27 protein-coding genes are annotated in these 23,365 nt (G+C 58.2%); 7 read left to right on the forward strand and 20 right to left on the reverse strand.

Going from position 1 to position 23,365, the window contains the following annotated elements; all coding sequences use genetic code 11:
- Nucleotides 1-17: 17 nt before the first annotated feature.
- Genes potD through potA form a run of 4 tightly spaced genes read right to left on the reverse strand, consistent with a single transcriptional unit; the run spans nt 18 to nt 3,798 of the window.
- Nucleotides 18-1,061 (reverse strand): spermidine/putrescine ABC transporter substrate-binding protein PotD, encoded by a 1,044-nt coding sequence (potD, locus tag D8B20_RS07040; protein ID WP_145888200.1) that lies wholly within the window; start codon nt 1,059-1,061, stop codon nt 18-20.
- A 10-nt stretch (nt 1,062-1,071) separates the two neighbouring features.
- Nucleotides 1,072-1,842, reverse strand: a complete 771-nt coding sequence (potC, locus tag D8B20_RS07045) for a spermidine/putrescine ABC transporter permease PotC (RefSeq protein WP_145888201.1) — start codon at nt 1,840-1,842, stop codon at nt 1,072-1,074.
- Nucleotides 1,839-2,690: a spermidine/putrescine ABC transporter permease PotB gene (potB, locus tag D8B20_RS07050; protein ID WP_186454429.1), complete on the reverse strand. Its 852-nt coding sequence runs from the start codon at nt 2,688-2,690 to the stop codon at nt 1,839-1,841. The genes potC and potB overlap by 4 nt, the downstream gene beginning before the upstream one ends.
- Nucleotides 2,683-3,798, reverse strand: coding sequence for a spermidine/putrescine ABC transporter ATP-binding protein PotA (gene potA, locus D8B20_RS07055; protein ID WP_145888203.1), 1,116 nt, complete (start codon nt 3,796-3,798; stop codon nt 2,683-2,685). Before potA ends, potB begins: the two co-directional genes overlap by 8 nt.
- Before the next feature lie 300 nt (nt 3,799-4,098).
- On the opposite strand from potA, the gene pepT reads away from it, so the two are divergent.
- The gene (gene pepT, locus D8B20_RS07060) at nt 4,099-5,328 is read left to right on the forward strand and encodes a peptidase T (protein ID WP_145888204.1); all 1,230 of its coding nucleotides are present in this window, start codon (nt 4,099-4,101) and stop codon (nt 5,326-5,328) included.
- Between the two features lie 185 nt (nt 5,329-5,513).
- Here pepT and D8B20_RS07065 read toward each other — a convergent pair whose 3' ends face one another.
- From D8B20_RS07065 to rluE, 8 genes are all read right to left on the reverse strand, one after another.
- Entirely contained in the window at nt 5,514-6,635 is a 1,122-nt protein-coding gene (locus tag D8B20_RS07065; RefSeq protein ID WP_145888205.1) for a ribosomal protein uL16 3-hydroxylase, read from the reverse strand.
- 56 nt (nt 6,636-6,691) lie between these two features.
- Nucleotides 6,692-8,152 carry a two-component system sensor histidine kinase PhoQ gene (gene phoQ / locus D8B20_RS07070; protein WP_145888206.1) on the reverse strand — a complete coding sequence of 487 codons (1,461 nt, stop codon included), beginning with the start codon at nt 8,150-8,152 and terminating at the stop codon, nt 6,692-6,694.
- Between the two features lie 3 nt (nt 8,153-8,155).
- Entirely contained in the window at nt 8,156-8,824 is a 669-nt protein-coding gene (phoP, locus tag D8B20_RS07075) for a two-component system response regulator PhoP (protein WP_145888207.1), read from the reverse strand.
- Between the two features lie 154 nt (nt 8,825-8,978).
- On the reverse strand, nt 8,979-10,349 hold the full coding sequence (gene purB, locus D8B20_RS07080) for an adenylosuccinate lyase (protein ID WP_145888208.1): 1,371 nt from the start codon (nt 10,347-10,349) through the stop codon (nt 8,979-8,981).
- 43 nt (nt 10,350-10,392) lie between these two features.
- Nucleotides 10,393-11,034: a high frequency lysogenization protein HflD gene (hflD, locus tag D8B20_RS07085; protein WP_145888209.1), complete on the reverse strand. Its 642-nt coding sequence runs from the start codon at nt 11,032-11,034 to the stop codon at nt 10,393-10,395.
- Between the two features lie 34 nt (nt 11,035-11,068).
- Nucleotides 11,069-12,181: a tRNA 2-thiouridine(34) synthase MnmA gene (gene mnmA, locus D8B20_RS07090; protein ID WP_145888210.1), complete on the reverse strand. Its 1,113-nt coding sequence runs from the start codon at nt 12,179-12,181 to the stop codon at nt 11,069-11,071.
- 41 nt (nt 12,182-12,222) lie between these two features.
- The gene (locus D8B20_RS07095; RefSeq protein ID WP_145888211.1) at nt 12,223-12,696 is read right to left on the reverse strand and encodes an NUDIX domain-containing protein; all 474 of its coding nucleotides are present in this window, start codon (nt 12,694-12,696) and stop codon (nt 12,223-12,225) included.
- A 30-nt stretch (nt 12,697-12,726) separates the two neighbouring features.
- On the reverse strand, nt 12,727-13,407 hold the full coding sequence (gene rluE / locus D8B20_RS07100) for a 23S rRNA pseudouridine(2457) synthase RluE (protein WP_370664123.1): 681 nt from the start codon (nt 13,405-13,407) through the stop codon (nt 12,727-12,729).
- Between the two features lie 101 nt (nt 13,408-13,508).
- On the opposite strand from rluE, the gene icd reads away from it, so the two are divergent.
- Nucleotides 13,509-14,759, forward strand: coding sequence for an NADP-dependent isocitrate dehydrogenase (icd, locus tag D8B20_RS07105; protein ID WP_145888212.1), 1,251 nt, complete (start codon nt 13,509-13,511; stop codon nt 14,757-14,759).
- Nucleotides 14,760-14,811: 52 nt separating this feature from the next.
- Here the strand turns inward: icd and D8B20_RS07110 are convergent, their stop codons facing one another.
- A complete protein-coding gene (locus D8B20_RS07110; protein ID WP_145888213.1) occupies nt 14,812-16,068 on the reverse strand; it encodes a mechanosensitive ion channel family protein in 1,257 nt (418 codons plus the stop codon).
- Between the two features lie 249 nt (nt 16,069-16,317).
- Here D8B20_RS07110 and D8B20_RS07115 point away from each other — a divergent pair, with 249 nt between their 5' ends.
- A complete protein-coding gene (locus tag D8B20_RS07115) occupies nt 16,318-16,515 on the forward strand; it encodes a DUF6404 family protein (protein WP_145888214.1) in 198 nt (65 codons plus the stop codon).
- A gap of 53 nt (nt 16,516-16,568) precedes the next feature.
- Here D8B20_RS07115 and D8B20_RS07120 read toward each other — a convergent pair whose 3' ends face one another.
- The 3 genes from D8B20_RS07120 to D8B20_RS07130 form a co-directional block, all read right to left on the reverse strand.
- The gene (locus tag D8B20_RS07120; RefSeq protein WP_145888215.1) at nt 16,569-16,817 is read right to left on the reverse strand and encodes a DUF883 family protein; all 249 of its coding nucleotides are present in this window, start codon (nt 16,815-16,817) and stop codon (nt 16,569-16,571) included.
- 286 nt (nt 16,818-17,103) lie between these two features.
- On the reverse strand, nt 17,104-17,655 hold the full coding sequence (locus tag D8B20_RS07125) for a hypothetical protein (RefSeq protein ID WP_145888216.1): 552 nt from the start codon (nt 17,653-17,655) through the stop codon (nt 17,104-17,106).
- A gap of 61 nt (nt 17,656-17,716) precedes the next feature.
- The gene (locus D8B20_RS07130) at nt 17,717-18,046 is read right to left on the reverse strand and encodes a hypothetical protein (RefSeq protein ID WP_145888217.1); all 330 of its coding nucleotides are present in this window, start codon (nt 18,044-18,046) and stop codon (nt 17,717-17,719) included.
- Nucleotides 18,047-18,250: 204 nt separating this feature from the next.
- On the opposite strand from D8B20_RS07130, the gene D8B20_RS07135 reads away from it, so the two are divergent.
- The gene (locus tag D8B20_RS07135) at nt 18,251-18,430 is read left to right on the forward strand and encodes a hypothetical protein (RefSeq protein ID WP_145888218.1); all 180 of its coding nucleotides are present in this window, start codon (nt 18,251-18,253) and stop codon (nt 18,428-18,430) included.
- A 12-nt stretch (nt 18,431-18,442) separates the two neighbouring features.
- Here the strand turns inward: D8B20_RS07135 and D8B20_RS07140 are convergent, their stop codons facing one another.
- Complete coding sequence (locus D8B20_RS07140) at nt 18,443-18,799, reverse strand: DUF4186 domain-containing protein (RefSeq protein WP_145888219.1); 357 nt, start codon at nt 18,797-18,799, stop codon at nt 18,443-18,445.
- Between the two features lie 117 nt (nt 18,800-18,916).
- Here D8B20_RS07140 and D8B20_RS07145 point away from each other — a divergent pair, with 117 nt between their 5' ends.
- Together D8B20_RS07145 and D8B20_RS07150 are read left to right on the forward strand one after the other, a co-directional pair.
- Nucleotides 18,917-19,300: a hypothetical protein gene (locus tag D8B20_RS07145; protein WP_145888220.1), complete on the forward strand. Its 384-nt coding sequence runs from the start codon at nt 18,917-18,919 to the stop codon at nt 19,298-19,300.
- Between the two features lie 21 nt (nt 19,301-19,321).
- Entirely contained in the window at nt 19,322-19,735 is a 414-nt protein-coding gene (locus D8B20_RS07150; RefSeq protein WP_145888221.1) for a GNAT family N-acetyltransferase, read from the forward strand.
- On the opposite strand, the gene D8B20_RS07155 is transcribed toward D8B20_RS07150, so the two are convergent.
- Both D8B20_RS07155 and ldcA read right to left on the reverse strand, forming a co-directional pair.
- The gene (locus D8B20_RS07155) at nt 19,736-20,398 is read right to left on the reverse strand and encodes an MBL fold metallo-hydrolase (RefSeq protein ID WP_145888222.1); all 663 of its coding nucleotides are present in this window, start codon (nt 20,396-20,398) and stop codon (nt 19,736-19,738) included.
- 23 nt (nt 20,399-20,421) lie between these two features.
- On the reverse strand, nt 20,422-21,345 hold the full coding sequence (gene ldcA / locus D8B20_RS07160) for a muramoyltetrapeptide carboxypeptidase (RefSeq protein WP_145888223.1): 924 nt from the start codon (nt 21,343-21,345) through the stop codon (nt 20,422-20,424).
- Between the two features lie 176 nt (nt 21,346-21,521).
- Here ldcA and emtA point away from each other — a divergent pair, with 176 nt between their 5' ends.
- The gene (emtA, locus tag D8B20_RS07165; protein ID WP_261388068.1) at nt 21,522-22,133 is read left to right on the forward strand and encodes a membrane-bound lytic murein transglycosylase EmtA; all 612 of its coding nucleotides are present in this window, start codon (nt 21,522-21,524) and stop codon (nt 22,131-22,133) included.
- Here emtA and D8B20_RS07170 read toward each other — a convergent pair.
- Nucleotides 22,126-23,277: a mechanosensitive ion channel family protein gene (locus D8B20_RS07170; protein WP_145888225.1), complete on the reverse strand. Its 1,152-nt coding sequence runs from the start codon at nt 23,275-23,277 to the stop codon at nt 22,126-22,128. The genes emtA and D8B20_RS07170 overlap by 8 nt on opposite strands.
- Between the last annotated feature and the right edge of the window lie 88 nt (nt 23,278-23,365).

The raw sequence follows: 23,365 nt of genomic DNA on the forward strand, positions 1-23,365 counted from the left end.
GCGGCGCAGCCTGCGCGTTAGCGACCGGCTTTCAGCTTCTGGAACAGCGTCTCGTACTGCGTACTGGCGGGCCCCACGTCATTCTGCCACTCTCCCTTTTTCATCACCTCAGGCGGCGGATAGAGCGAAGGATCGTTTGCCACCTCGGGCGGCAGCAGCTTCTTCGCCGCGAGGTTTGGCGTTGGATAACCGATGGTTTCAGCCACTTTTGCCGCCACGTCCGGCCGCAGCAGGAAGTTAATCAGCTTCAGCGCACCGGCCTTGTTTTTCGCATTCGCCGGAATCGCCAGGTTATCCATCCAGAAAATCCCGCCTTCTGCCGGCCAGATAACCTGCAGCGGCGTGCCAGCCTGACGCGCCACGTAAGCTGAGCCGTTCCAGATCATGCCCAGGTTCACTTCGCCTTCCATAAACGGATTACCGGGGTTATCAGAGTTAAACGCCAGCACGTTTGGCATCAGTTTCTTCAGCTCCTGATACGCAGCCTCAATCTGTTGCGGGTCCTGCGTGTTGCCGGAGTAGCCCAGCTTGCGCAGCGCCATCTGAAACACCTCACGCGCATCGTCGGTCAGCAGCAGGCTCTGCTTGTACTGCGGTTTCCACAGGTCGGCCCAGCGGGTGATGCTGCTGGCGTCCACTTCATCCGTATTGACGCCAATGGCGGTTGCGCCCCAGATATAGGGAATGGAATAGTCGTTGTTGGGATCGAAGGGTTTGTTCAGCAGTTCCGGATCGAGATTGCTGAAGTTACTGAGCTGGGTTTTATCGATCTTCTGCAGCATGCCTTCGTGACGCATTTTTGCCACGAAGTAGGTGGAGGGCACCACCAGATCGTACGCGCCATCTTTCCAGGTTTTCAGTTTGGCGTACATGCTCTCGTTGGATTCATAGGTGGAGTAGATCACCTTAATACCGGTCTCTTTGGTGAACTGCTCCAGCAGGCCCGGCGGGACATACTCTGTCCAGTTATAGAAATAGAGCGTGTTGCTGTCATCGGCCTGAACGCTCTGCATGCTCAGTGCCAGCGCCCCAGCCGCCAGCCAGTGAGACCACGTTTTCATCGGTTATCCTCTATTTGGTTTTATCACGGAGCAACAGCTGACTGGCCGCTACCAGCAGCAGCGACAGCAGCAGCAAAATGGTCGCCAGCGCGTTCACCTCCGGTGATACGCCCACTTTGACCATGGAGTAAATTTTCAGTGGCAGAATCTCAAAGGTGGGGCCGGTGACAAACGACGACACCACCACGTCATCCATCGACAGGGTGAAGCTCAGCAGCCAGCCCGCCGCGACCGCCGGCAGCGCCAGCGGCAGCAGGATTTTGCGCAGAATGGTCACTTCGCTGGCCCCCAGATCTTTCGCGGCTTCCAGCATGCGCACATCAAAACCTTTCAGGCGCGAGTAAACGGTGATCACCACAAACGGCAGGCAGAACGTAATGTGCGACAGCAGCAGCGACCAGAAGCCGAGCGAGATGCCCAGCAGCATAAACAGCACCAGCAGCGAAATGGCCATCACGATATCCGGCGACATCATCACCACAAACAGCATGCCGCTGACAAAAGGTTTGCCGCGGAAGCGATAGCGGTAGAGGGCTACCGCCGTCAGCGATCCAATCAGCGTGGCGCAGCTGGCGGAGAGTACGCCCATGATCAGCGAGTGCTGCGCGGCCTGAATCAGGCTATCGTTGTTCACCAGCAGGCGATACCACTGCGTGCTGAAGCCCTGCCAGTTAATGCCAAAGCGCGAGGCGTTAAAGGAATTCACGATCAGAATCAGGATCGGAATATAGAACCAGGCGTAAATCACGGCCATAAAGCCGCCGCGTACCAGACGCATCATTGCAGCTCCATTTTACGGTTCAGCAGCCGCGCCGCGCGCCAGTAGACCAGCAGCATCAGCCCCATCAGCAACGTCATTACGATGCTGGTGGCGGCGCCGAACGGCCAGTCGCGGATGTTCAGGAACTGGCTTTTGATGACGTTACCAATCAGCAGATTTTTTGCACCGCCCATCAGATCCGCCACGTAAAACAGCCCCATCGCCGGAATGAATACCAGCAGGCAGCCGGCGACGATCCCCGGCATGGTCAGCGGCAGGATGATGCGCACCAGCCGCTGCAGCGGACTGGCGCCCAGATCGCGCGCCGCTTCCAGACAGGATTTATCCAGCTTTTCCAGGCTGGAGTAGAGCGGCAGCACCATAAACGGCAGCAGAATGTAGATCAGCCCCAGGATCACCGCTTCCGGCGTGAACATAATACGGAACGGTTTATCGATCACCCCCAGCCACAGCAGGCTTTCGTTGAGCCAGCCGCGGGTGCTGAGGAAGATTTTCAGGCCGTAAATGCGAATCAGCGAGTTGGTCCAGAACGGCACAATCAGCAGAAACAGCATCAGCGGACGGATCCGTGCCGGCAGTCGCGTCAGGCACCAGGCAAACGGGTAGCCCAGCAGCAGACAGCACAGCGTGGCGATGAACGCCATGTTCAGCGAGTGCAGCAGCACGTCCGCATACAGCGGATCGAGCAGGCGGCTGTAGTTGCTGAGGGTAAAGACCAGACTGACGAAGTGCGCGTCGTCGCGCGTCAGGAAACTGGTGACGATGATCATCAGGTTCGGCAGCAGCACAAACAGCGCCAGCCAGCCGACAATCAGCGCCACAATGGCATGCTGCAGACGATTACGCATCCGTTTCATACGGCAGCACCACCTCCCATTCCGGCACCCAGCTCACCGCCATTTTCTGGTTGAGCGAGTGATCCACATCCGGATCGTCCTCATTAAAGAACTCGCTGACCGTCAGCAGCTTGCCGTTTTCCAGCTCGACGGTGGATTCCAGCGTCATGCCTTTGTAGTTGCGCTCGCGCACGTAGCCGATAAAGCTGTCGCTGCGGCTGTCATGCGCCAGCTCCTTCACCCGCAGATCTTCCGGGCGCAGCAGCACGTGCAGCCTGTCGCCCGGCTGAACCGGGAAGGTGCAGTGAATGTCGCATTCACGGCCTTCCACCCGGGCGCGTACCGCTGGCGCATGGCGGCTGTCGAGCACTTCAGCGTCAAATACGTTGATTTCGCCAATAAAGCGCGCCACAAACAGGTTAGCCGGTTCTTCGTAAATCTCACGCGGCGTGCCGTCCTGCTCAATGCGGCCGTCGCGCATGACCACGATGCGATCGGACATGGTCAGGGCCTCTTCCTGATCGTGCGTGACGAACACAAAGGTGATGCCCAGACGGCGCTGCAGGGCTTTCAGCTCGTTCTGCATCTGCCGGCGCAGCTTGTAATCCAGCGCGGAGAGAGACTCATCCAGCAGCAGCACTTTCGGCCGGTTAACCACGGCGCGCGCAATCGCCACGCGCTGCTGCTGTCCGCCGGACAGCTGGTGCGGACGGCGGTCGGCAAAACGCTCCAGCTGCACCATGGCCAGCGCCTCGTTGACGCGCCGGGTGATATCAGCAGCCGGGGTTTTCTGCATACGCAGCCCGAAGGCGACATTATCGAATACCGACATGTGCGGAAACAGCGCATAGCTCTGGAACACGGTGTTGATGTGGCGGTGCTCCGCCGGGGTGTCGGTAATATCGCTGTCATCCAGCAGGATACGGCCGCTGTCGGCCTGCTCCAGCCCGGCGATCAGGCGCAGAATGGTGGTTTTACCACAGCCGGAGGGGCCAAGCAGCGTAATGAATTCACCGTGACCAATGGTCAGGTCAAAGGCCGAGATGATGGTTTTGCCATCAAAAGCTTTACTGATGCCAGAAAGCGTAACCAGCGCCTGTTGCGCGCATGTTTGCGTCATTTTAGTCACTCAGTCTGAGGAAAATCTGGTTACAGCATAGCCGCCTGCGAGCGGGTGCTGTGATGAAGGGCGCGATAATACCGCAAAAATGCGTCAATGCCATGTTCAGCGGCGGAATAACCTTGAAAAGTCTGCAAATAGCTGGAGTATGCTCAGCGGGCAAGCCGGACAGAAGGCGACGTGACCGATTTCCGGCGCGCAATCACGCTGCGCGGACTAACCTGAAAGATAATGATTTGACGCAACATGGCGGTCATCGCCCGCCATGATAATGACGCAGGTACTTCAGAGGGATGACAAATGGATCAATTACTTGAGCGTTTTCTCAGTTACGTGGCAGTGGAAACCCAGTCAAAACCTCAGGCGCGACAGGTGCCGAGCAGTGAAGGGCAGTGGACGCTGGCGCGTCAGCTGCAGGAAGAGTTAATCGCGCTGGGCTTCGTGGATGTCTCGCTGAGCGACCACTGCTGCGTGATGGGCACGCTGCCCGCCAATGTGGACTGGCCGACGCCGGTGATCGGTTTTATATCCCATATGGATACCTCACCGGATTTCACCGCCAGAAATGTGAATCCGCAGATTATTGAAAACTATCGCGGCGGCGACATTGCGCTTGGTAACGGTGACGAGGTGCTGTCGCCGGTGATGTTCCCGATTCTGCATCAGATGATCGGGCACACGCTGATCACCACCGATGGCAAAACCCTGCTGGGTGCCGATGATAAAGCCGGTATTGCGGAGATCATGACGGCGATGGCGCGGCTGGCGCAGGGCGATATCCCGCACGGTGCCATCCGCGTGGCCTTTACGCCGGATGAAGAGATCGGACGCGGAACCGCGCATTTTGATGTAGAAGGCTTTGCCGCCGACTGGGCCTACACGCTGGACGGCAGCGATCTGGGGGAGTTTGAGTTTGAAAACTTCAATGCCGCCACCGCCATCGTGAAGATCGTGGGCAATAACGTGCATCCCGGCAGTGCAAAAAACGTGATGGTGAACGCGCTGGATCTGGCGATGCGTTTCCACAGCGAAATCCCGGCGCAGGAGAAGCCGCAGTTTACCGATGGCTATGAAGGCTTCTTTCATCTGCACACCATCAAGGGCAGCGTTGAGCATGCGGAGCTGATGTACCTGATCCGCGACTTTGACGCCGATAACTACGCGCGCCGTAAACAGCAGCTGCAGGAGATTGGGCAGCGCGTCAGCAAAGGGCTGCACGCTGAGTGTTCGGTAAGCGTCGAAATCAGCGACAGCTACCGCAACATGCGTGAGAAAGTGGAGCCGCATCCGCACATTATTGAGCTGGCGCTGCAGGCGATGCGCGATTGCGGTATCGAACCAAAAGTGAAACCGATTCGTGGCGGCACGGACGGCTCTGCGCTGTCATGGAAAGGCCTGCCGTGCCCGAATCTGTTTACAGGCGGCTATAACTACCACGGTAAGCATGAGTTCGCCTCACTGAACGTGATGACGCAGGCGGTCGAGGTGATTGTGCGGTTGTCTGCGCTGGCGGCAGAAAAGAAAGCGTAACGCCACTGCCTGCTGCGGCAGGCGGTGATAACGGCTGGGTGCAAACAGCGGTGCCGCATTGCGCTATGGCGGACGGGCGGCGCGAAGCGGCGCCTGGCCTGCGCGCTGTGTCAGTGACGGGATAAAAATGATTGGGTAACGCGATCCGGCGATGACGCAGGGGCAAGCCCCTGCGTTGTAAAGGCTTAATCGGCGAAGAACCAGTAGCCGCTGTTGACCAGCGCAGCCAACTGGGCCAGCAGCGACGGATCGTCCAGCGCGTCACCGAAATCGGCCAGCGTCAGGACATGTTTGTGCGCCAGCGCCGCCAGGACATCCGGCTGGCTGCAGGCCACGCGCTCGCCGTTGACAAACACCGCCTCACCCAGCGTCAGCACGCGCAGGCCGCCGAGGCGCGTCAGGGCATCGCCCTGCTGCAGGGCATCATAAATTTCATCCGGCTGATAAGGCGGTTCCGGCGGGGCAATATCCAGCTCGTGGCGCGACTGGGAAATAAACTCGCCAAACCACTGGGTAAACTGCTCTGGCTGGTTGATGACATCCAGCATCACCTGACGAATCCCTTCCACTTCAGACGGCAGAATCTGCGACGGGCATTCGCGCGCCGGCACATCCGGATCGCTGTAGCGATGGCTGCCCAGTTCGTGCGCCAGCATATAATCGGCGAAGCCGCTGATCAGTTCGCGACCATTGGGGGCGCGGAAGCCCACCGAGTAGTTGAGCGCGTTTTCCAGCGAGTAGCCTTCGTGCGGGAAACCCGGTGGAATATAGAGAATGTCGCCCGGCTCCATCTCTTCATCAATGATGGCGTCAAACGGTTCAACCTGCAGCAGGTCCGGGTGCGGGCAGTGCTGTTTCAGGGCCACTTTTTCCCCCACACGCCAGCGCCGGCGGCCGGTGCCCTGAATAATAAACACGTCATACTGGTCAAAATGCGGGCCGACGCCGCCGCCGGGTACGGCGAAAGAGATCATCAGATCGTCAATGCGCCAGTCCGGCAGAAAGCGGAACGGGCGCATCAGCGCTGCAGAGGCTTCATGCCAGTGGTTCACCGCCTGCACCAGCAGCGACCAGTTGCTTTCACCCAGGTGATCGTAGCTTTCAAACGGGCCATGACTGACCTGCCATTTGCCGTTCTGATGGCTGACCAGGCGGCTGTCCACCTCGTTTTCCATTGCCAGGCCGGCCAGCTCGTCAGGCGAGATAGGATCAATGAAGTTTTTAAAACCGCGCTTGAGCACCACCGGGCGTTTTTGCCAGTAGCGCTGAATAAAGTCGGGCCAGTTGATATCGAGCTGATAATCCATACGAGGGTTCCGGTTGGGGCATAATTGCTGGCAAGTATAACAGCCCGCACGGCGTTCTACTCGCGGTGATGTTCAACTTCCTGGCGCTGAAAGATCACCTCCATGCGCGCGCCGCCCAGCGGGCTGGTTGAGGCGATGACCTGGCCTGCATACTGCTCAAGAATATCGCGCACCACCGCCAGCCCCAGCCCCTGACCGGGACGCAGCGTATCGGCGCGCTGGCCGCGCACGAAAATCAGATCGCGTTTGCTTTCCGGGATGCCGGGGCCGTCATCATCAATAAACAGATGCAGCGCCTTGTCGGTCTGGCGTGCGCTGACCTCAATGAACTCAAGGCAGTATTTACAGGCGTTATCCAGCACGTTGCCCAGCACTTCCATAAAATCGTTTTGATCGCCGATAAAGGTCAGCTCAGGCGAAATATCCAGCGTGATCTCTACGCCCTTACGCTGATACACCTTGTTGAGCGCCGAGCAGAGGCTATCCAGCAGCGCCGACACCGAATGCAGATCGCGCTGCAGCGGGTTGTGATCGGCCTGCATGCTGGCACGGTGCAGGTAGTAACCAATCTGCTGCGAGATGCGGCTAATCTGTTCCAGCATCACCGGCTCCGCCTGTTCCACCGTCAGCTCTTTACCGCTGCGCAGCGAACGCAGCGTGCTTTGCAGCACGGCCAGCGGCGTTTTCAGGCTGTGCGTCAGGTCAGAAAGGGTGGTGCGGTAACGGGTATAGCGCTGGCGCTCGTTGGTCAGCAGCAGGTTCAGGTTGCGCACCAGGCTGCGCAGCTCCTGCGGCGGATTATCGTCCAGGCTTTCGCGGTGGCCCACCTCCAGCTCGCGCACCTGCGCGGTCAGCGTCCCAATCGGCCGCAGGCTCCAGTGCGCGGCCAGCCACAGCAGCGGGATCACCAGCAGCAGGTTGGCGGCCAGCACATAGCTGAACCACGACCAGACCACGTCAGAGTGCTGCAGCTCCTGCGGAATCGAGTCCACCACCACAATGGTCAGCGCGGGCAGGTTGGTGGTGGCGTCGTAGCGGTTTACCGCCACCGAGTGGGTAAAGGTATCGTTGCTGTCGCTGTCCAGCGCGTGCAGCCGCTGCTGCGCCTGCGGGTTGTTGCCCATAGCCGCCATACTGGTGCGATTACTGGTATCAATCTCATAGAAATCCGGCTTCAGCAGCCATTCGCGGCGGATATTTTTCCGGATTTCCGGCACGTCACGCTGCTGCCACAGCAGCTTGCCGCGCTCGTCGTAGATAAACACCAGCGTCGGGAAATTCAGCGTCATGCGCTCCGGCTGGGCGATGCTGAGCTTGTTATCTTTCCACTGGGCAAGGGTGAAGAACAGGTTGCTCTCACCGCGCAGCACGCGATAGGTGTTTTTATCGAAGCTGACAACATAGCCAATCACCGCCACCATGCCGTATGAGAGCGACAGAAAGAGCACGATGGCTGCCGTTGCCAGCAGAAAACGGGCGCGCAGGGAGAAGGGGCGCTGACGGCGAAACCAGTTCATGAATTACAGATCAAAGCGGTAGCCCTGGCCACGCACGGTATTGATCACTTCCACAGGATGCAGCGCGAGGATTTTTTTCCGCAGGCGGCCCATCAGGACATCAATGGTGTGACTCTCGCGCAGTTCCGCATCCGGATAGAGCTGCAGCATCAGCGAATCTTTGCTCACCACTTTGCCGGCGTTGCGGATCAGCGTTTCGACAATGGTGTATTCAAACGCGGTGAGCTTCACCGGCGCGTCATTGACCGTCAGCTCGCGGCGCGACAGGTCAACCTGAAACGGCGGCAGCGAGATAATCTGCGAAGCGTGACCGCTGTTGCGACGCATCAGCGCCTGCAGGCGTGCCGCCACTTCTTCAATATGAAAGGGTTTGGTAACGTAGTCGTCGGCACCGGCTTCCAGGGCTTCGACTTTGGCCTGCCAGCCTTCGCGCGCCGTCAGCACCAGAATCGGCTGGCGAATCGCTTCGCCGCGCCAGCGACGAATCAGCGACATGCCATCTTCGTCCGGCAGACCGAGATCGACCAGAGCGATATCCGGAATGTGTTCCTGCAGGAAATAGTCCGCTTCTTTGGCATCTTCGGCGGCATCTACCTGATGGCCCATTTCGCGCAGCTGAACCGCGAGATGATGGCGCAGCAGGGCATTATCTTCCACAACCAGAACACGCATAATCGTTCCTTACTTGCTCACTCAGTGATAATGCCAGAAGTATACGCGACAGCAATTAAACCGCAGCATAACGCTGTCAGTCATCCTGCCGGTTAGGGGCTGAGGGCGCTGCACGCGCCTGCCGTCAGGCTGGCTGACGCGTGCAGCGAAGCGCTTATTTCAGATCGTCAACCATCTGAATTGCGCGGCCGAGATAGTTGGCGGGCGTCATTTGCTTCAGGCGCACCTTTTCCTCTTCCGGCAGCGCCAGGCTGTCGATAAAGGCCTGCATGCCGGCAGCGTCCACGCGTTTGCCGCGCGTCAGCTCTTTCAGTTTCTCGTATGGCTTCTCAATGCCGTAGCGACGCATTACGGTCTGAATCGGTTCTGCCAGCACTTCCCAGTTGTGGTCCAGTTCGTCGAGCAGACGCTCACGGTTCACTTCCAGCTTGGAGATACCTTTCAGCGTGGCCTGGTAGGCGATCAGCGCATAACCCATGCCGACGCCGAGGTTGCGCAGAACGGTGGAGTCAGTCAGATCGCGCTGCCAGCGTGACACCGGCAGTTTGCTGGCCAGATGCTGCATCACAGCGTTGGCCAGACCGAGGTTGCCTTCGGAGTTTTCAAAGTCAATCGGGTTCACTTTGTGCGGCATGGTGGAAGAGCCAATTTCGCCGGCAATGGTTTTCTGTTTGAAGTGATTCAGCGCAATGTAACCCCAGATATCGCGGTCAAAGTCGATCAGAATGGTGTTAAAGCGCGCCATGCAGTCAAACAGTTCGGCGATGTAATCGTGCGGCTCAATCTGCGTGGTGTACGGGTTCCAGCGAATCCCCAGCGAGGTAACAAACTGCTCGCTCAGCTGATGCCAGTCCACTTCGGGATAAGCGGCGATGTGGGCGTTGTAGTTACCGACGGCGCCGTTGATTTTGCCCAGCACCTCGATGTTGCTCAGCTGACGCAGCTGGCGCTCCATACGGTATGCCACGTTCGCCATCTCTTTGCCCATGGTGGACGGGGTGGCAGGCTGGCCGTGGGTGCGCGACAGCAGAGGAATGTCGCGGTATTCCTGCGCCAGTCCTTTCACGGCCGCAATAATTTTCGTCCAGAACGGCACAATCACCTCGCGGCGCGCCGTTTCCAGCATCAGGGCATGAGACAGGTTGTTGATGTCTTCGGAGGTGCAGGCGAAGTGAATAAATTCGGAAACCGCATGCAGTGCCGGCACATCCGCAACTTTCTCTTTGAGAAAGTATTCCACTGCTTTCACATCGTGGTTGGTGGTGCGCTCGATGGTTTTGATGCGCGCCGCATCATCTTCACTGAAACGGGCGACAATTTCATCAAGGAAAGCGTTTGCGTCAGCATCAAATGCAGGAACTTCCTTGATCTCTGCGGTCGCGGCCAGTTTCTGTAACCAGCGAACTTCAACCTCTACGCGGAATTTCAGCAAACCGTATTCGCTGAAAATCGCACGCAGCGGGCTGACTTTATCGCCGTAACGACCATCGACAGGTGAGACGGCGGTCAGAGAGGATAATTCCATCAGTGCAACTCCTGAATCGTTAACAATGTAGGCAGGGCGGCGCTTAATACGCCGGACCCAGCCGGGATAAAATCGTTTTGGCTTCGCGCAGCAGGCGCTGGCGCGAAAACATCAGCTGCAGGCGGCCACCGCCTGACTGCTGCCATAACACCGCAGAGCGGATACCGGCCAGCAGGGCAGCCCGCACCCGGTTCTGCACCGGGGAATTCTGTAACACCTGTGGCGAACCGGTCACCTGAATGCGTGGGCCGAGCGGGCTGATCACATCGACGTAGATACCGGCCATCGCACCGGCGATGGTGTCAGATTCCAGCGCGTAGTGCGCCAGCTGGCGGTCCAGCTGGCTGATGCGCTGGGCGAGCGTGTTAAGTGCGCTGGTGTTGCCGTGCAGCTTACGCTCCAGCACCATCAGGCTGAGGGTATAGCGCGTCAGCTCGGCACCCGCGCCCTGGCGGCTGCCGCTGTTCAGCACCGCCATCAGCGTTTCCAGCCCCAGTCGCAGGTTGGCTTCGTCGTTGCCATAGACCGCCAGCGTAGAGCCGGGATTGAGATCCAGCACGCTGCGCAGCGATACCTGCAGCGCCGCGTTATCGCAGTGTCCCTGATGCGCCAGCTGCTGCACCAGATGGGCTGCCTGGCATACGCCGGCCAGTGCCAGCGTGATGTCGTAATAATTTTTAGCCACGCTTCACTCCTGTTAACGCGTCAGCCAGGCTGACTCAGCCTTCTGCCAGTGGCAGGCGCTGTTCGATAATGCCGCCGCCGAGACACACTTCACCAAGATAGAACACGGCAGATTGTCCGGGCGTGACGGCCGCCACCGGCGCGTCAAAACGCACCTCAATGCGTTCGTCGCCGTGCGGAATGATTTCACAGGGGATATCGCTCTGACGATAGCGGGTTTTTACCGTGCAGCGCAGCGGGGCAGTGATGGGCTGACGATCCACCCAGTGCAGCTGCTGCGCAATCAGGCCCACGGACATCAGGCGCGGATGATCGCCGCCCTGCGCCACAATCAGCCGGTTACGCGCGACGTCTTTGTCCACCACGTACCACGGATCGTCATTGCTCTCTTTGCGTCCGCCGATGCCCAGCCCTTTGCGCTGGCCCAGCGTGTGGTACATCAGCCCCTGATGCTCGCCCACCACTTCACCGTCCACGGTTTCAATGATGCCGGGCTGCGCGGGCAGATAGCGGCCGAGGAAGTCACGGAATTTGCGCTCGCCGATAAAGCAGATGCCGGTGGAGTCTTTTTTCTTTGCCGTGATCAGATCGAGCTGCTCAGCGATGCGGCGCACTTCCGGTTTCTCCAGCTCACCCACCGGGAACAGGCTTTGCGCAATCTGCTGGTGGCTGAGGGTGTACAGGAAGTAACTCTGATCTTTGTTACCGTCCAGACCGCGCAGCAGCTGGCTTTTGCCCGCGACATCGGCCCGGCGCACGTAGTGGCCGGTGGCGATGTAATCGGCGCCCAGATCGTCTGCGGCGAACTCCAGGAAGGCTTTAAATTTGATCTCTTTGTTGCACAGAATATCCGGATTCGGCGTGCGGCCCGCTTTGTACTCTTCGAGGAAGTGTTCAAACACGTTATCCCAGTACTCGGCGGCAAAGTTGATTTTGTGCAGTTTGATGCCGAGCTTGTCACACACGGCCTGTGCGTCAGCCAGATCGTCAGCGGCGGTGCAGTACTCCTCGCCGTCGTCTTCCTCCCAGTTCTTCATGAACAGGCCTTCTACCTGATAGCCCTGCTGCTGCAGTAACCAGGCGGAAACGGAAGAATCAACGCCGCCGGACATCCCGACGATCACTTTTTTCTGGCTGTTGTCAGACATGACGCACTCTTAATTACGATAAAAACAGGCGGCGCATTCTATCATGCAGAAGCGTTGTGCGCACCCTCATGAAACGGCCACTGGAACGGCGCGATCAGCTGCAGCGGATAACGCGCGCCCTGTTGCCACAGCCGGACGCTCTCTGCCACCAGCGGCGAACGCAGGCGGTCAGCCGTGAGAATCTGCTCTGGCGGCAGCCACCAGCAGCAGTCGATATCACGATCGTGCGGCGTGGTGCGCAGGGTTTCAGCCAGATCAAGGCCAAACAGAAAACGCACAAAAGGTGTATTGTCCGGGGCGATCCACTGCTGCACGCCGAGGAAATAGTCTGGCGTGGCGTCAATGCCGGTCTCTTCGAACAGCTCGCGCTGCGCCGCCTCCAGCAGCGTTTCATCCGCTTCCAGATGGCCGGCGGGCTGATTCCAGGTAATGCGCCCGCGTACGCGCTCTTCCACGACCAGCAGTTTACCTTGTGCCTGCACGATGCAGGCGACGGTGACATGAGGTTTAAACATCGTTCCGCCCGAATTGTTAACCTGAAGTTATTAAAATGCGGAGCCTGGCAGCGCGCTGATATCGCGCCACTCACCGGGCGCCAGATCGTCCAGCTGATGCGGCCCCAGGGCAAAGCGAATCAGCCGCAGCGTCGGAAAGCCAATATGCGCCGTCATGCGCCGCACCTGGCGGTTACGCCCTTCATACAGGGTAATTTTCAGCCAGCTGGTGGGAATCGCTTTTCGCTCGCGAATGGGCGGATGACGTGGCCACAGCCAGTCGGGCGCGGCAACCGCTTCTGCCCCGGCCGGCAGCGTGACGCCATCGTTCAGCGTCACGCCCTGCCGCAGACGGGATAAATCTGATTCCTGCGGCACGCCCTCAACCTGCACAAAATAGATCTTACCGGTGCGTTTGCCCGGCTGCGTCAGCTGCGCCTGCAGCGCGCCGTCGTTGGTCAGCACCATCAGGCCTTCGCTGTCGCGATCGAGACGGCCCGCGGCATACACATCGCTGACCGGGATAAAATCCTTTAGCGTGCGGCGTCCGGCCTCATCGCTGAACTGCGGCAGCACATCAAAGGGTTTGTTAAAGAGTATGACACGGCGCGGACCTTTCGGCCGCGTATCGCGTCGGGCTGGGCGCCGCGCCGGAGCAGCAGGGCGCTTAGACGGGTGAATTTGCTGAGACGTTTTTCGCATGGGCTTTGCACTGAGTAACAATCGGCGCATTATAGCGCGAAACTGCGGTGATTGGCGTGGCGGAAATATTCAAGTAGTATTGACGCGCATCTTACAAATCATTAACAAAAAATCGCTCGAAGGAGAGGTTGATGGAAAGCAAAGTAGTTGTTCCGGCGGAAGGTCAAAAAATCACCCTGGATCAGGGCAAACTGAACGTTCCTCATAACCCGATCATTCCTTACATCGAGGGTGACGGTATTGGCGTTGACGTTTCCCCGGTCATGTTGAAAGTGGTTGATGCCGCTGTGAAGAAAGCCTACAACGGTGAGCGTAAAATCTCCTGGATGGAAATTTATACGGGTGAAAAATCCGTTGAACTCTACGGTCAGGATGTCTGGCTGCCGCAGGAAACCCTCGATTTAATCAAAGAATATCGCGTAGCGATCAAAGGCCCACTGACCACGCCAGTCGGCGGCGGTATCCGTTCACTGAACGTTGCGCTGCGTCAGGAGCTGGACCTGTACGTGTGTCTGCGTCCGGTACGCTATTACAAAGGCACGCCAAGCCCGGTGAAACGCCCTGAAGACACCGACATGGTGATCTTCCGTGAGAACTCCGAAGATATCTATGCCGGTATCGAGTGGAAAGCGGGCACGCCGGAAGCCGATAAAGTGATCAAGTTCCTGCGTGAAGAGATGGGCGTGAAGAAAATTCGCTTCCCGCAGCAGTGTGGTATCGGCGTGAAGCCGTGCTCCGAAGAGGGCACCAAACGTCTGGTGCGTGCCGCAGTGGAGTACACCATCACTAACGATCGTGACTCGCTGACCCTGGTGCACAAAGGCAACATCATGAAGTTCACCGAAGGCTCTTTCAAAGACTGGGGCTACCAGCTGGTGAAAGAAGAGTTCGGCGGTGAGCTGATCGACGGTGGACCGTGGATGAAGTTTAAGAATCCTAACACCGGTAAAGAGATCATCGTGAAAGACGTCATTGCCGACGCCTTCCTGCAGCAGATCCTGCTGCGTCCGGCCGAGTATGACGTAATCGCCTGTATGAACCTGAACGGTGACTACATTTCTGACGCCCTGGCGGCGCAGGTTGGCGGTATCGGTATTGCCCCGGGCGCTAACATCGGCGACGAATGCGCGCTGTTTGAAGCCACCCACGGTACTGCACCGAAGTATGCAGGTCAGGATAAAGTGAACCCGGGCTCGGTGATCCTGTCTGCAGAAATGATGCTGCGCCACATGGAGTGGTTCGAAGCGGCCGATCTGATCGTTAAAGGCATGGAAGGCGCGATCGCCGCTAAAACCGTGACCTATGACTTCGAACGTCTGATGGACGGCGCGAAGCTGCTGAAATGCTCTGAGTTTGGCGACGCAATCATCGCCAACATGTAAGGCACAGCGCAACGTGCGAATAACGGGAGCCAGTGGCTCCCGTTTTTTTTAACTATTCTGCCGCGGTGTCGCCAGGCCCGGCGGCCTGCGCCCGCGCCTGCGACAGCCGCCAGAAATCATTGCCGGCCGGATGCTGATAAATACGCAGCGAGAAGGTCTCCAGCACCGCATAGATATATTCGAAAATCGCCGACTGCGAATTCTCATACTCTGCCCACACCACCGACGAGGTGAAACAATACACTTCCACGCCCAGACCTTCAGGTGAAGGCTTCATGGCCCGCACCACCAGATACATGTCTTTGCGGATATCATCGCGCTGCGCCAGCCACCACGTCAGATAGTGGCGAAACACGGTCAGATTGGTGAGGCCGTTTTCGGCAAACCAGCGGTCGCCGACCACGCCCGGATCGCGCCCGTCCATCAGTGCCGAGAGCTGTTCGCTGACGCCGCGCAGCTGGCTCATCTGCTGCACCATGGCCTGATCCACAAACCGAATGGATGTCTGGTCCAGATAAAAGCTGCGCATGATGCGGCGCGCACCAGACGAGAACATCGCCTGCCAGTTGGTATAGGTTTCGGTCAGAAAGTTTTTGGTCGGGATACGCGACAGCGTGTTATCCCAGTTGCGGATTGTGATGGTATGCAGAGCAATATCAATCACCTCACCGCTGATGCCGTTATCCGGCATCTCAATCCAGTCGCCCAGCTGCAGCACATCGTTGGAAGAGACCTGAATGTTGGCCACCAGCGACAGCAGGGTATGCTGAAACACCAGCATCAGCACCGCAGCAACCGCACCAAGACTGGAGATAATAATCACCGGCGATTTATTGGACATGATGGCAAGGATCATGATCGCCGACAGAATATGCACCAGTATTTTACCGATCTGGATATAGCCTTTGATCGAATGATTTTTCCGCTTTGATTTGCGCGAATAGGAGTTGTTGACGATCTCCAGCACTTCGGTAAAAAACAGCGACAGATAAACAAAGAACAGAATGCCACAAATGGTTTTGATGGCGATCAGCAGGTGTTCCGGCAGCTCCGGCATGAACTGCAGCAGATAATAGACGGTGATGACCGGAATAAAATTTGACAGCTTTTCCGAAATCCGCACATCTTTATCCAGCGGCACCTGATTTTTATGCGCGCTGAAAAACACCCGGCGCACCGCTTTCACCACAAAGAATTTACAGATCAGATGGGCAACCATGCCGGCAACGATAAGTAAGAGCACGCTGAAGGTGGCAGACAGCACCGTATTGCCTTCAATAAAAGATTGGATCGTGTGTAGATAGTTCATTTCAGTCACAGGCCAGCCAGGGTTGCCGGGGATTCAAACATAAAGTCGCTGCAGACGATAAGCGACGCGTGCGTAAACTATGCCATGCGGCGGGGTCCGCGCGCGCGACTTTTTCCGCGCGCTTCGCACCGGCAGCCGGCGGGTTCGCGCGTCTGGCAAAACTTTGAAACAGTTAACATCCCGCGTCAATGGTGCGTGTTTTCCGCGGCGGAAGCGGCTATCTTCAGCGTTCACGATTCCGGAGGTGATATGCAGGGTGTCATGAAGTTTGTAAAAGGCTGGCTGGTCTTTTCGCTGCTGTGGGGCGTTTTTATGTGGTTCGTCTCGTGGAAAGCGCAGGATAAGCCCTTCGCTATGGTGATAGTGATGAGCCTGTACGCCGGGCTGATCTATCAGGCACTGATGACCATGGTGGCGCGTTACAAAGCGCGGCGGGCGCAGACATAAGCCTGAACGTGCTGGCATCAGCAAACAGGGGCCGTACAGGCCCCATGTCTGGATTATTTACGGCCCAGTAAGAAGCCGAGAATCACACCGACGCTGGCCGCTACCGCCAGCCCGGTTACCGGGTTATCACGCACCGATTTCACCACGCTGTCTGCGGCATCCTGCACCGCGTAACTGGCCTGCGCCGGATAACGGCGTGCGGCACCTTTGGCCTGATGGCGCTGTGAGCCGGTAAACTCACCAAATTTTTCCTGGATTGCGCCAGCCGCTTCATTCAGTTTTGCTTCCGCTTTATCGCTCATAGTTGACTCCCTGAGAGTGGTGAATGTCTCTTTCAGCGTAGTCAGAGATAGCCAGACCGGCAAACCGGCAGAGCTTAAGCTTGTAACAATGGGTTTCAGCAAGGGAAAATGCTGTCTGAACGGCTGGATAACGTCAATGCGACTGTACTTAACGCGCGCCATGGGGAACGCCATGCGGTGCGGGCTGCGCATGCGGGCATTAACGGGGCACAACGGACGGGCAGGGAGCGGACGGCGCTGCGGCTCTTCAGCGGCGGCCTGAAGTCAGCGGCGGCGTCGCAGAGGCTCAGGGCGCTGCGCGGTGCGCAGGATACCAGCTCACCAGAAAATGGCGCAGGTGGTCGAAACACCATTCGGCGTCCTCTGCCTGCTGGCAGTAATAGCGAATGGTGACCTTTTCATAACGCTGCTGGCGTTGCTGCAGCGGAGACCAGCTCCAGTCCAGCACCGCGCGCGCATAGTTAATCAGGCTGCCGGCCGGCATCGCATGCTGCTGCTCCTGACAGCGGAGATAATGTTCAAAGTCCTGATCCAGCTGCAGCATCGCTTCATGACTGCCGTGGCACAGCGCCGGCCGCAACGCCACGTCGATAAATCCGCACACGCCGTCTGCGCGCTGCTGCCAGTCGCAGGCCAGCGTCATAAACAGTCCCTCCTGCAGATTCACCTCTTCCAGCAGGCGTCGCATATTTTCGGAGTGATGCCCGGCGGAAATTTCATCAATGCGCCCGGTTTCCAGCGTCAGATCAAAGCCACACGGGTTGACCGAGCCATCGGCATTGCGGGTCGCCGGGAAGGGGAAATCGATGTAGCCGTTGTTGTCGAGACTCTTTTCCATTATGACAGTCCACTGCATGACGAAGCCTGACAATAAACCATCCTGTCGCTGCGCGCACGGCTTATGGGCATGTCCAGGTGATCAGGGTGTTCTGCGCAGGGTTGATCAGGCGGAACTGTTTATCTGACAGGCGCTGCGCATAGAACCCTTCTGCGGTAACCGCCGAAGGCACGTAGCGGAAGCGATCGCTGGAGTGCAGCGGGCCACTTTTCACCGTCACGCCATCGCGCGTGACAGAAAAGGCGTTGACCAGATCAAAGATGCGCGCCTGCGTACTGCCCAGGGACTGACCATAAATCGTCGCCACCTCGCCCGGGCAATCGACGCCTTTGGGCGTGGAGCTGCAGCCCGCCAGCAGCAAAACAGAGAGTATGACGCTGAATTTCAACATGGTCCTGATCCTGATGAGTTTCCTTGTTTGCCGTGGTCCGATGGCACGCACGGATAGTTGGATCATAGCATGTCTGCTGCCGCTTCCCATTTGCCATTTGCTTAATCGTTAAGCGGGAAGAATGTGAAGGGGGTGACTTTGGTAGCAGATAAACGGTATTCTTGCCAGCGTTGCGCACCAGGTAAGCAAAACAAGGGTAAATACATGAAAGAAGAAGAAGCCAGTTTAATGATTCTTCAGCACGCGATAGATAAACTGGACGCCGATAAAAAAAAGCAGGTCATGAACTGCGTTGAGGCGATCCACGATGTAATGCACCAATTCGATCCAGAGCATGCCGGTCTGGCACTGATGCTGGTGGCCGCGCAGGTTGCGGCAGAATAGGGATTTTACCGCTCAGCGATTCATCTCTTCGACCAGCCAGCGATGAATCACCTGTCCGATGTAGTGCTGTTGCTCAGCCGTCAGCGGCTGATGCGCAGCAATACCATGCCACTTTGCCAGGCAGCCGCGGCAGCAGGTCGCCGTGGCGTGCTGCGCAATAAACACCGGGTGACCGCGCATCGGCGTCTGCTTCCCGTCATTGCGGGGTTCCGCTGCCGCCAGGCGCTGCTGAATAAAATCTGCAGCATGCTGGCCAATCACCGCCGGGCCTTTATCAATGCAGTACTGCCGCTCTTTCGCGCCCAGATGAAAGCGACGGCGGAACGGTGACTGCGCCAGGCGCGCAAACAGCGCATTTTCATCTCTCATGGTCTCCTCCGCCGCGCATGATAACGCATTCTGTCCGCTGCGGGTTAACTTTGCGGGTTGCTGTGTTACTCTGACAAATTCTCAGTAAAATCATTCACTCATCCCGAGGAGCACACCATGAAGGCGATGACCTTTTGCGTTGCGCTGCTCTCCTGCCTGGCCGCCCCGGCATGGAGCGAAAGCGAATTTCAGATCACCTGTCCCGGCCGGCCCACCATGACCGTCTCACGCGCCGCCTACGGGCTCAGCACCCTGATGTGGCCGCGGCACCATTTCCAGATTGCCGCCGGACAGCAGCGTACCCGCCTGCAGGCGGGCGATAGTGTGTCAATTACCCGCTTTCGCAATGGCGATCAGCTGATTGTGAACCAGGACAACGCGGAAACCTTTTTCGTTTATGCGCAGAGCGATAAGCTGTTGCCCTGCAGCCGGACAGCGAAACGCGATGCGGATTTGCTTTCGCTGGAGCGTTACGACGACCGGCAGCATCCCTCTTCTTAAGGCGGTTATCAGGAGCTGATCATGCAGTTAAAGGTTACGGAAAGCGTCACTCAGCAGGATCTGAACGAAATACGTCTCGGGCTGAATGCCTACAACAGCCGCTTCATTGACACCACCGAGTTAAAAGCGCTTGGCGTTTTTATTACCGATGCCGCCGGCAAAAAGCAGGCCGGCCTGACCGGCTCAACCTACGGTAACTGGCTGCGCATTGAGATGCTGTGGGTCAGCGACGCGCTGCGCGGGCAGGGCGCGGGACGTCAGCTGATGCTGGCGGCGGAGCAGGAGGCGCGGGCGCGCGGCTGCTGCTATGCGCAGGTAGACACCGCCAGTTTTCAGGCGCGGCCCTTCTATGAGAAGCTCGGCTATACGCTGCGCTTCAGTCTGGCGCACTATCCGCGCCACCATCAGCGCCACTACCTGAGCAAAGCGCTGTAGTCACGGCAGGGCCGGCGGGCGTAAATCCAGCGGCGACTGTTCGGCCTCATCCAGAGCGGCCAGCCACGTCTGCAGGTCAACCTGCTCCCAGGATAAATGGCCACGCGTGGTGCTCATCAGCACCACGTCCGGTCGCAGGGTGCGGTAAAGCTCCAGCGACTGCTGCAGTTCCGCCGGATTGCTCTCCGGGCCCAGCACGCTGATCCAGCGGTGGTAATCGCGCGTCAGTGTGTCACCGACGAAAAGATAAGTGCGGCCAAAAGGCGACGTATAGAGATAGCTGCTGCTGCCCGCGGTATGGCCGGGCGTGGGTAACAGGTGGAAGTCGCCAAAGTGCACCTCCTGCTGCGAGAACGTTTCATCCGGCTCGGTGACCAGACTCACCGGCCCGAGCGAGCGACTGTGGCAGTAAAGGGCGCTGCTGAAACGCTGCTGGATGATGCGTGTACCAGCGGCGGCTTCATGCCAGTGGGTCAGATAGTGGCGGATAACCCCGCCGGCATCGGCAAGGAATTCGTGGTCGAGCGGATGTTCGACGCGCCCAATCAGCAGGTTGCCGCGCGGATGGCGCAGCATAAATCCATGCATCATCAGGTCATTCGCCGTCTCTTCGGCGGGAAACTCTGGCGTGGAGATCCACAAATCTTCGTACAGCGGCTTCAAGGGCGGTCTCCTGCGGCACAACGTTAGCGCAATGTCGGGTGGCCGGTATAAGCCAGCTGGGCTTCTCCGTTTTCAATCTGTAGCGTAGCACGGGCGCCGGAGGCCAGCGTCACGGTATCGGCATCGTGACCAAACGCGAGGTCGCTGATGACCGGAATCTGGCAGGTATCCCGCACGCGCTGCCAGACGCTGGCAAAATCGAAGCCGTTATCATACTCACTCAGCGCGGTGCTGGTGAAGCTGCCGGTGATAAGGGCCCGCTGTCGCGCCAGGATGCCGCTCTGCTGCAGCTGAATCAGCATCCGCTCAATGCGGAACGGGTGTTCATTGACATCCTCGATCACCAGAATGCCATCCGTGATTGACGGCAGCCACGGCGTGCCAACCAGCGAAGCAATCATCGCCAGATTGCCGCCCCACAGCGTACCCTGCCAGCGGCCGCGATCCGGGCTCTGACTGCGCCAGCTCAGATTGACTGTAGGTGAAGTCAGCGCCTGCCAGAAGTGTGAAACGGTAAATTCAGACAAAGCCTCTGCGCCGAAGTTGCCGGCGAGCATCGGACTGCTGAAGGTAGTCAATCCGGATTGCGCCAGCAGCGCCAGCTGCAGCGCGGTGAAATCGCTGTGACCGCACAGCGCCAGCGGCTGGTGCAGCAGGCGCTGGCGCAGTCCGGCATAATCCACCTGTTCCAGCAGGCGCGAAATGCCGTAGCCGCCGCGCACGGCCAGCACGATATCCGGCAGGGTGGGCAGGGTCACCAGCTGGTTGATGTCCGCAAGGCGTTGTGCGTCATCCCCGGCAAAACGCTGATAGCGGCGGGTAATCGCGGAGAGATTCTCCACCACGTGACCGGCCGCCTGTAAACGCTGCACGGCGCGCTGCGCCGCTGCCTGATTGTGACAGTAACCGGAAGGAGCAATAAGACGGACAGAGCGGGGCGCGGGCATAATTCTACCTGTTTTAGCGTGGCCCGCCGCGGCAACGCAGCGTTAGCCGGGTCACACGGCGGGCGGATTCAGAACGTATTTAGGATAAACGGTAATTTCACCTTTTACCGCTGTGGCTATGATAGCTTGCGCTAATCCTCTTGCGGAACCTGAAAACAGTGAAAATTCGACTACTTATGCTCTCTGCTTTACTGCTGGCTGGCTGCGCCAGCGAGCCGGAAAAACCGCTGACGCCGGTCAGGAATACGCCCTTAACCCAGGCGCCGCCGTCGAAAGTGAATGACGCATGGTCACTGTTTACCGAAGATGCCGCCTGTCATTATGGCGTTGATGAGAAGTTAATCAGCGCCATTATTAGTGTCGAATCCGGAGGAAACCCTACCGTTATCAGCCGCTCTAACGCGGTGGGACTGATGCAGATTAAAGCCTCAACCGCCGGTCGTGAAGTTTATCGCGCGCAGGGCCGTCACGGGCAGCCCAGCAATTCTGAACTGCGCGACCCGGCCAAAAACATCGATATCGGCGCCGCGTATCTGAAAATTCTGCAGGACTCAGCCCTGGCGGGTATCCGCGATCCGCTCACGCTGCGCTATGCCACGATTGTCTCCTATGCCAACGGTGCCGGGGCGCTGCTGCGCACCTTCTCACGCGATCGCGATCGCGCGATTGCCATGATCAATGCCATGACGCCGGATGAGTTCTGGCAGCACGTGCAGAACAAACATCCGGCGGCGCAGGCGCCACGCTACCTGTGGAAGGTCACCACCGCCTACCGCACCATCAGCTAAAGCTTGCTTCGGGCGGCTGGCGTTTGGCCGCCTGGGGTTCAGTTTCGTTAGACGCATCGCTGAGATTAATGCGCGGCAGCACGCCGCCGGTAAACTCCACGCGTCGCATCGGGAAGGCAAAGCGAATTTGCTTCTGTTCCAGCTGCGCCATCAGCTGCAGGTTGATCTCCTGCTGAATATCCATGTAGGTGTTGTAATCGGCGCTCAGCACGTAATAGACCACTTCGAACGTCAGCTGTGACTCATCAAAGGCCAGAAAGTGCGCGCGGTCGAAGCGGGTATCGGGTACGCCCTCAATAATCGTCTTCACCATCGCGCCAATCTGCCGTACTTTTTCCGCCGGCGTGCCGTAATTGATGCCGAACTTAAACACAATGCGGCGCTGCGCCATGCGCTTGTAGTTGTGAATCGTCTGCTGCAACAGAATGGTGTTGGAGCAGACGATCTGCTCACCGCTGAGGCTGCGCAGCCGGGTGGTTTTCAGGCCGATATGCTCAATCGAGCCGGCAATGTCGCCAAATACGATGAAATCGCCGTGTTCAAATGGCTTATCAAAGCCAATCGCCAGGGAGGCGAAGACGTCACTCAGCACGGTCTGGATCGCCAGCGCGATGGCAATGCCGCCCACCCCCAGGCTGGCAACCAGCGCAGTGATGTTGATGCCCATATTGGACAGAATCGCCAGCAGCATCATCACCCACACCACCACGCGCAGCAGAATCCCCAGAATGACGGTGGTAACCGGGTTGCGGACATGCTGCGGATCGCGCAGCAGGCTGTGCAGCCACAGGCGAATGCCGCAGTCCAGCCACAGCGTAAACTGCAGAATCAGCGCCAGGAACCAGCCGTGCGCAATCGCCGCGCTCCAGCTGAGCGGCAGATCAACAAATTTCAGTGCAATCAGCAGTGAAAACACCAGCAGCAGCAGCTGACTGGTGCTGCGCAGAATTTCCACCACGATGCCGGTGAAACGGACGTGGCGCTGCTCGCTGTAGTGCGCGATGCGGTTAGAGGTAAAGCGGATGATGGTGCGTAACAGCCAGTAGACCAGCAGGGTGCCAAACACCACGATGGCGCTGTTAATCCAGAAGGTTTGATTAAGAAAAATAAGGTGTAAACGATGGGCCGAAAGCCAGTTTTCCATTGGGGAGCCTCTCCTTGCCGGATGCTGGTGAAAAGTATAAGCAAGGAGAAGGATAGCCTGGCTGACGCCATCTGTGACGTCAGCCCGT

It is taken from the genome of Candidatus Pantoea soli, from assembly GCF_007833795.1.
Lineage (GTDB): Bacteria > Pseudomonadota > Gammaproteobacteria > Enterobacterales > Enterobacteriaceae > Pantoea > Pantoea soli.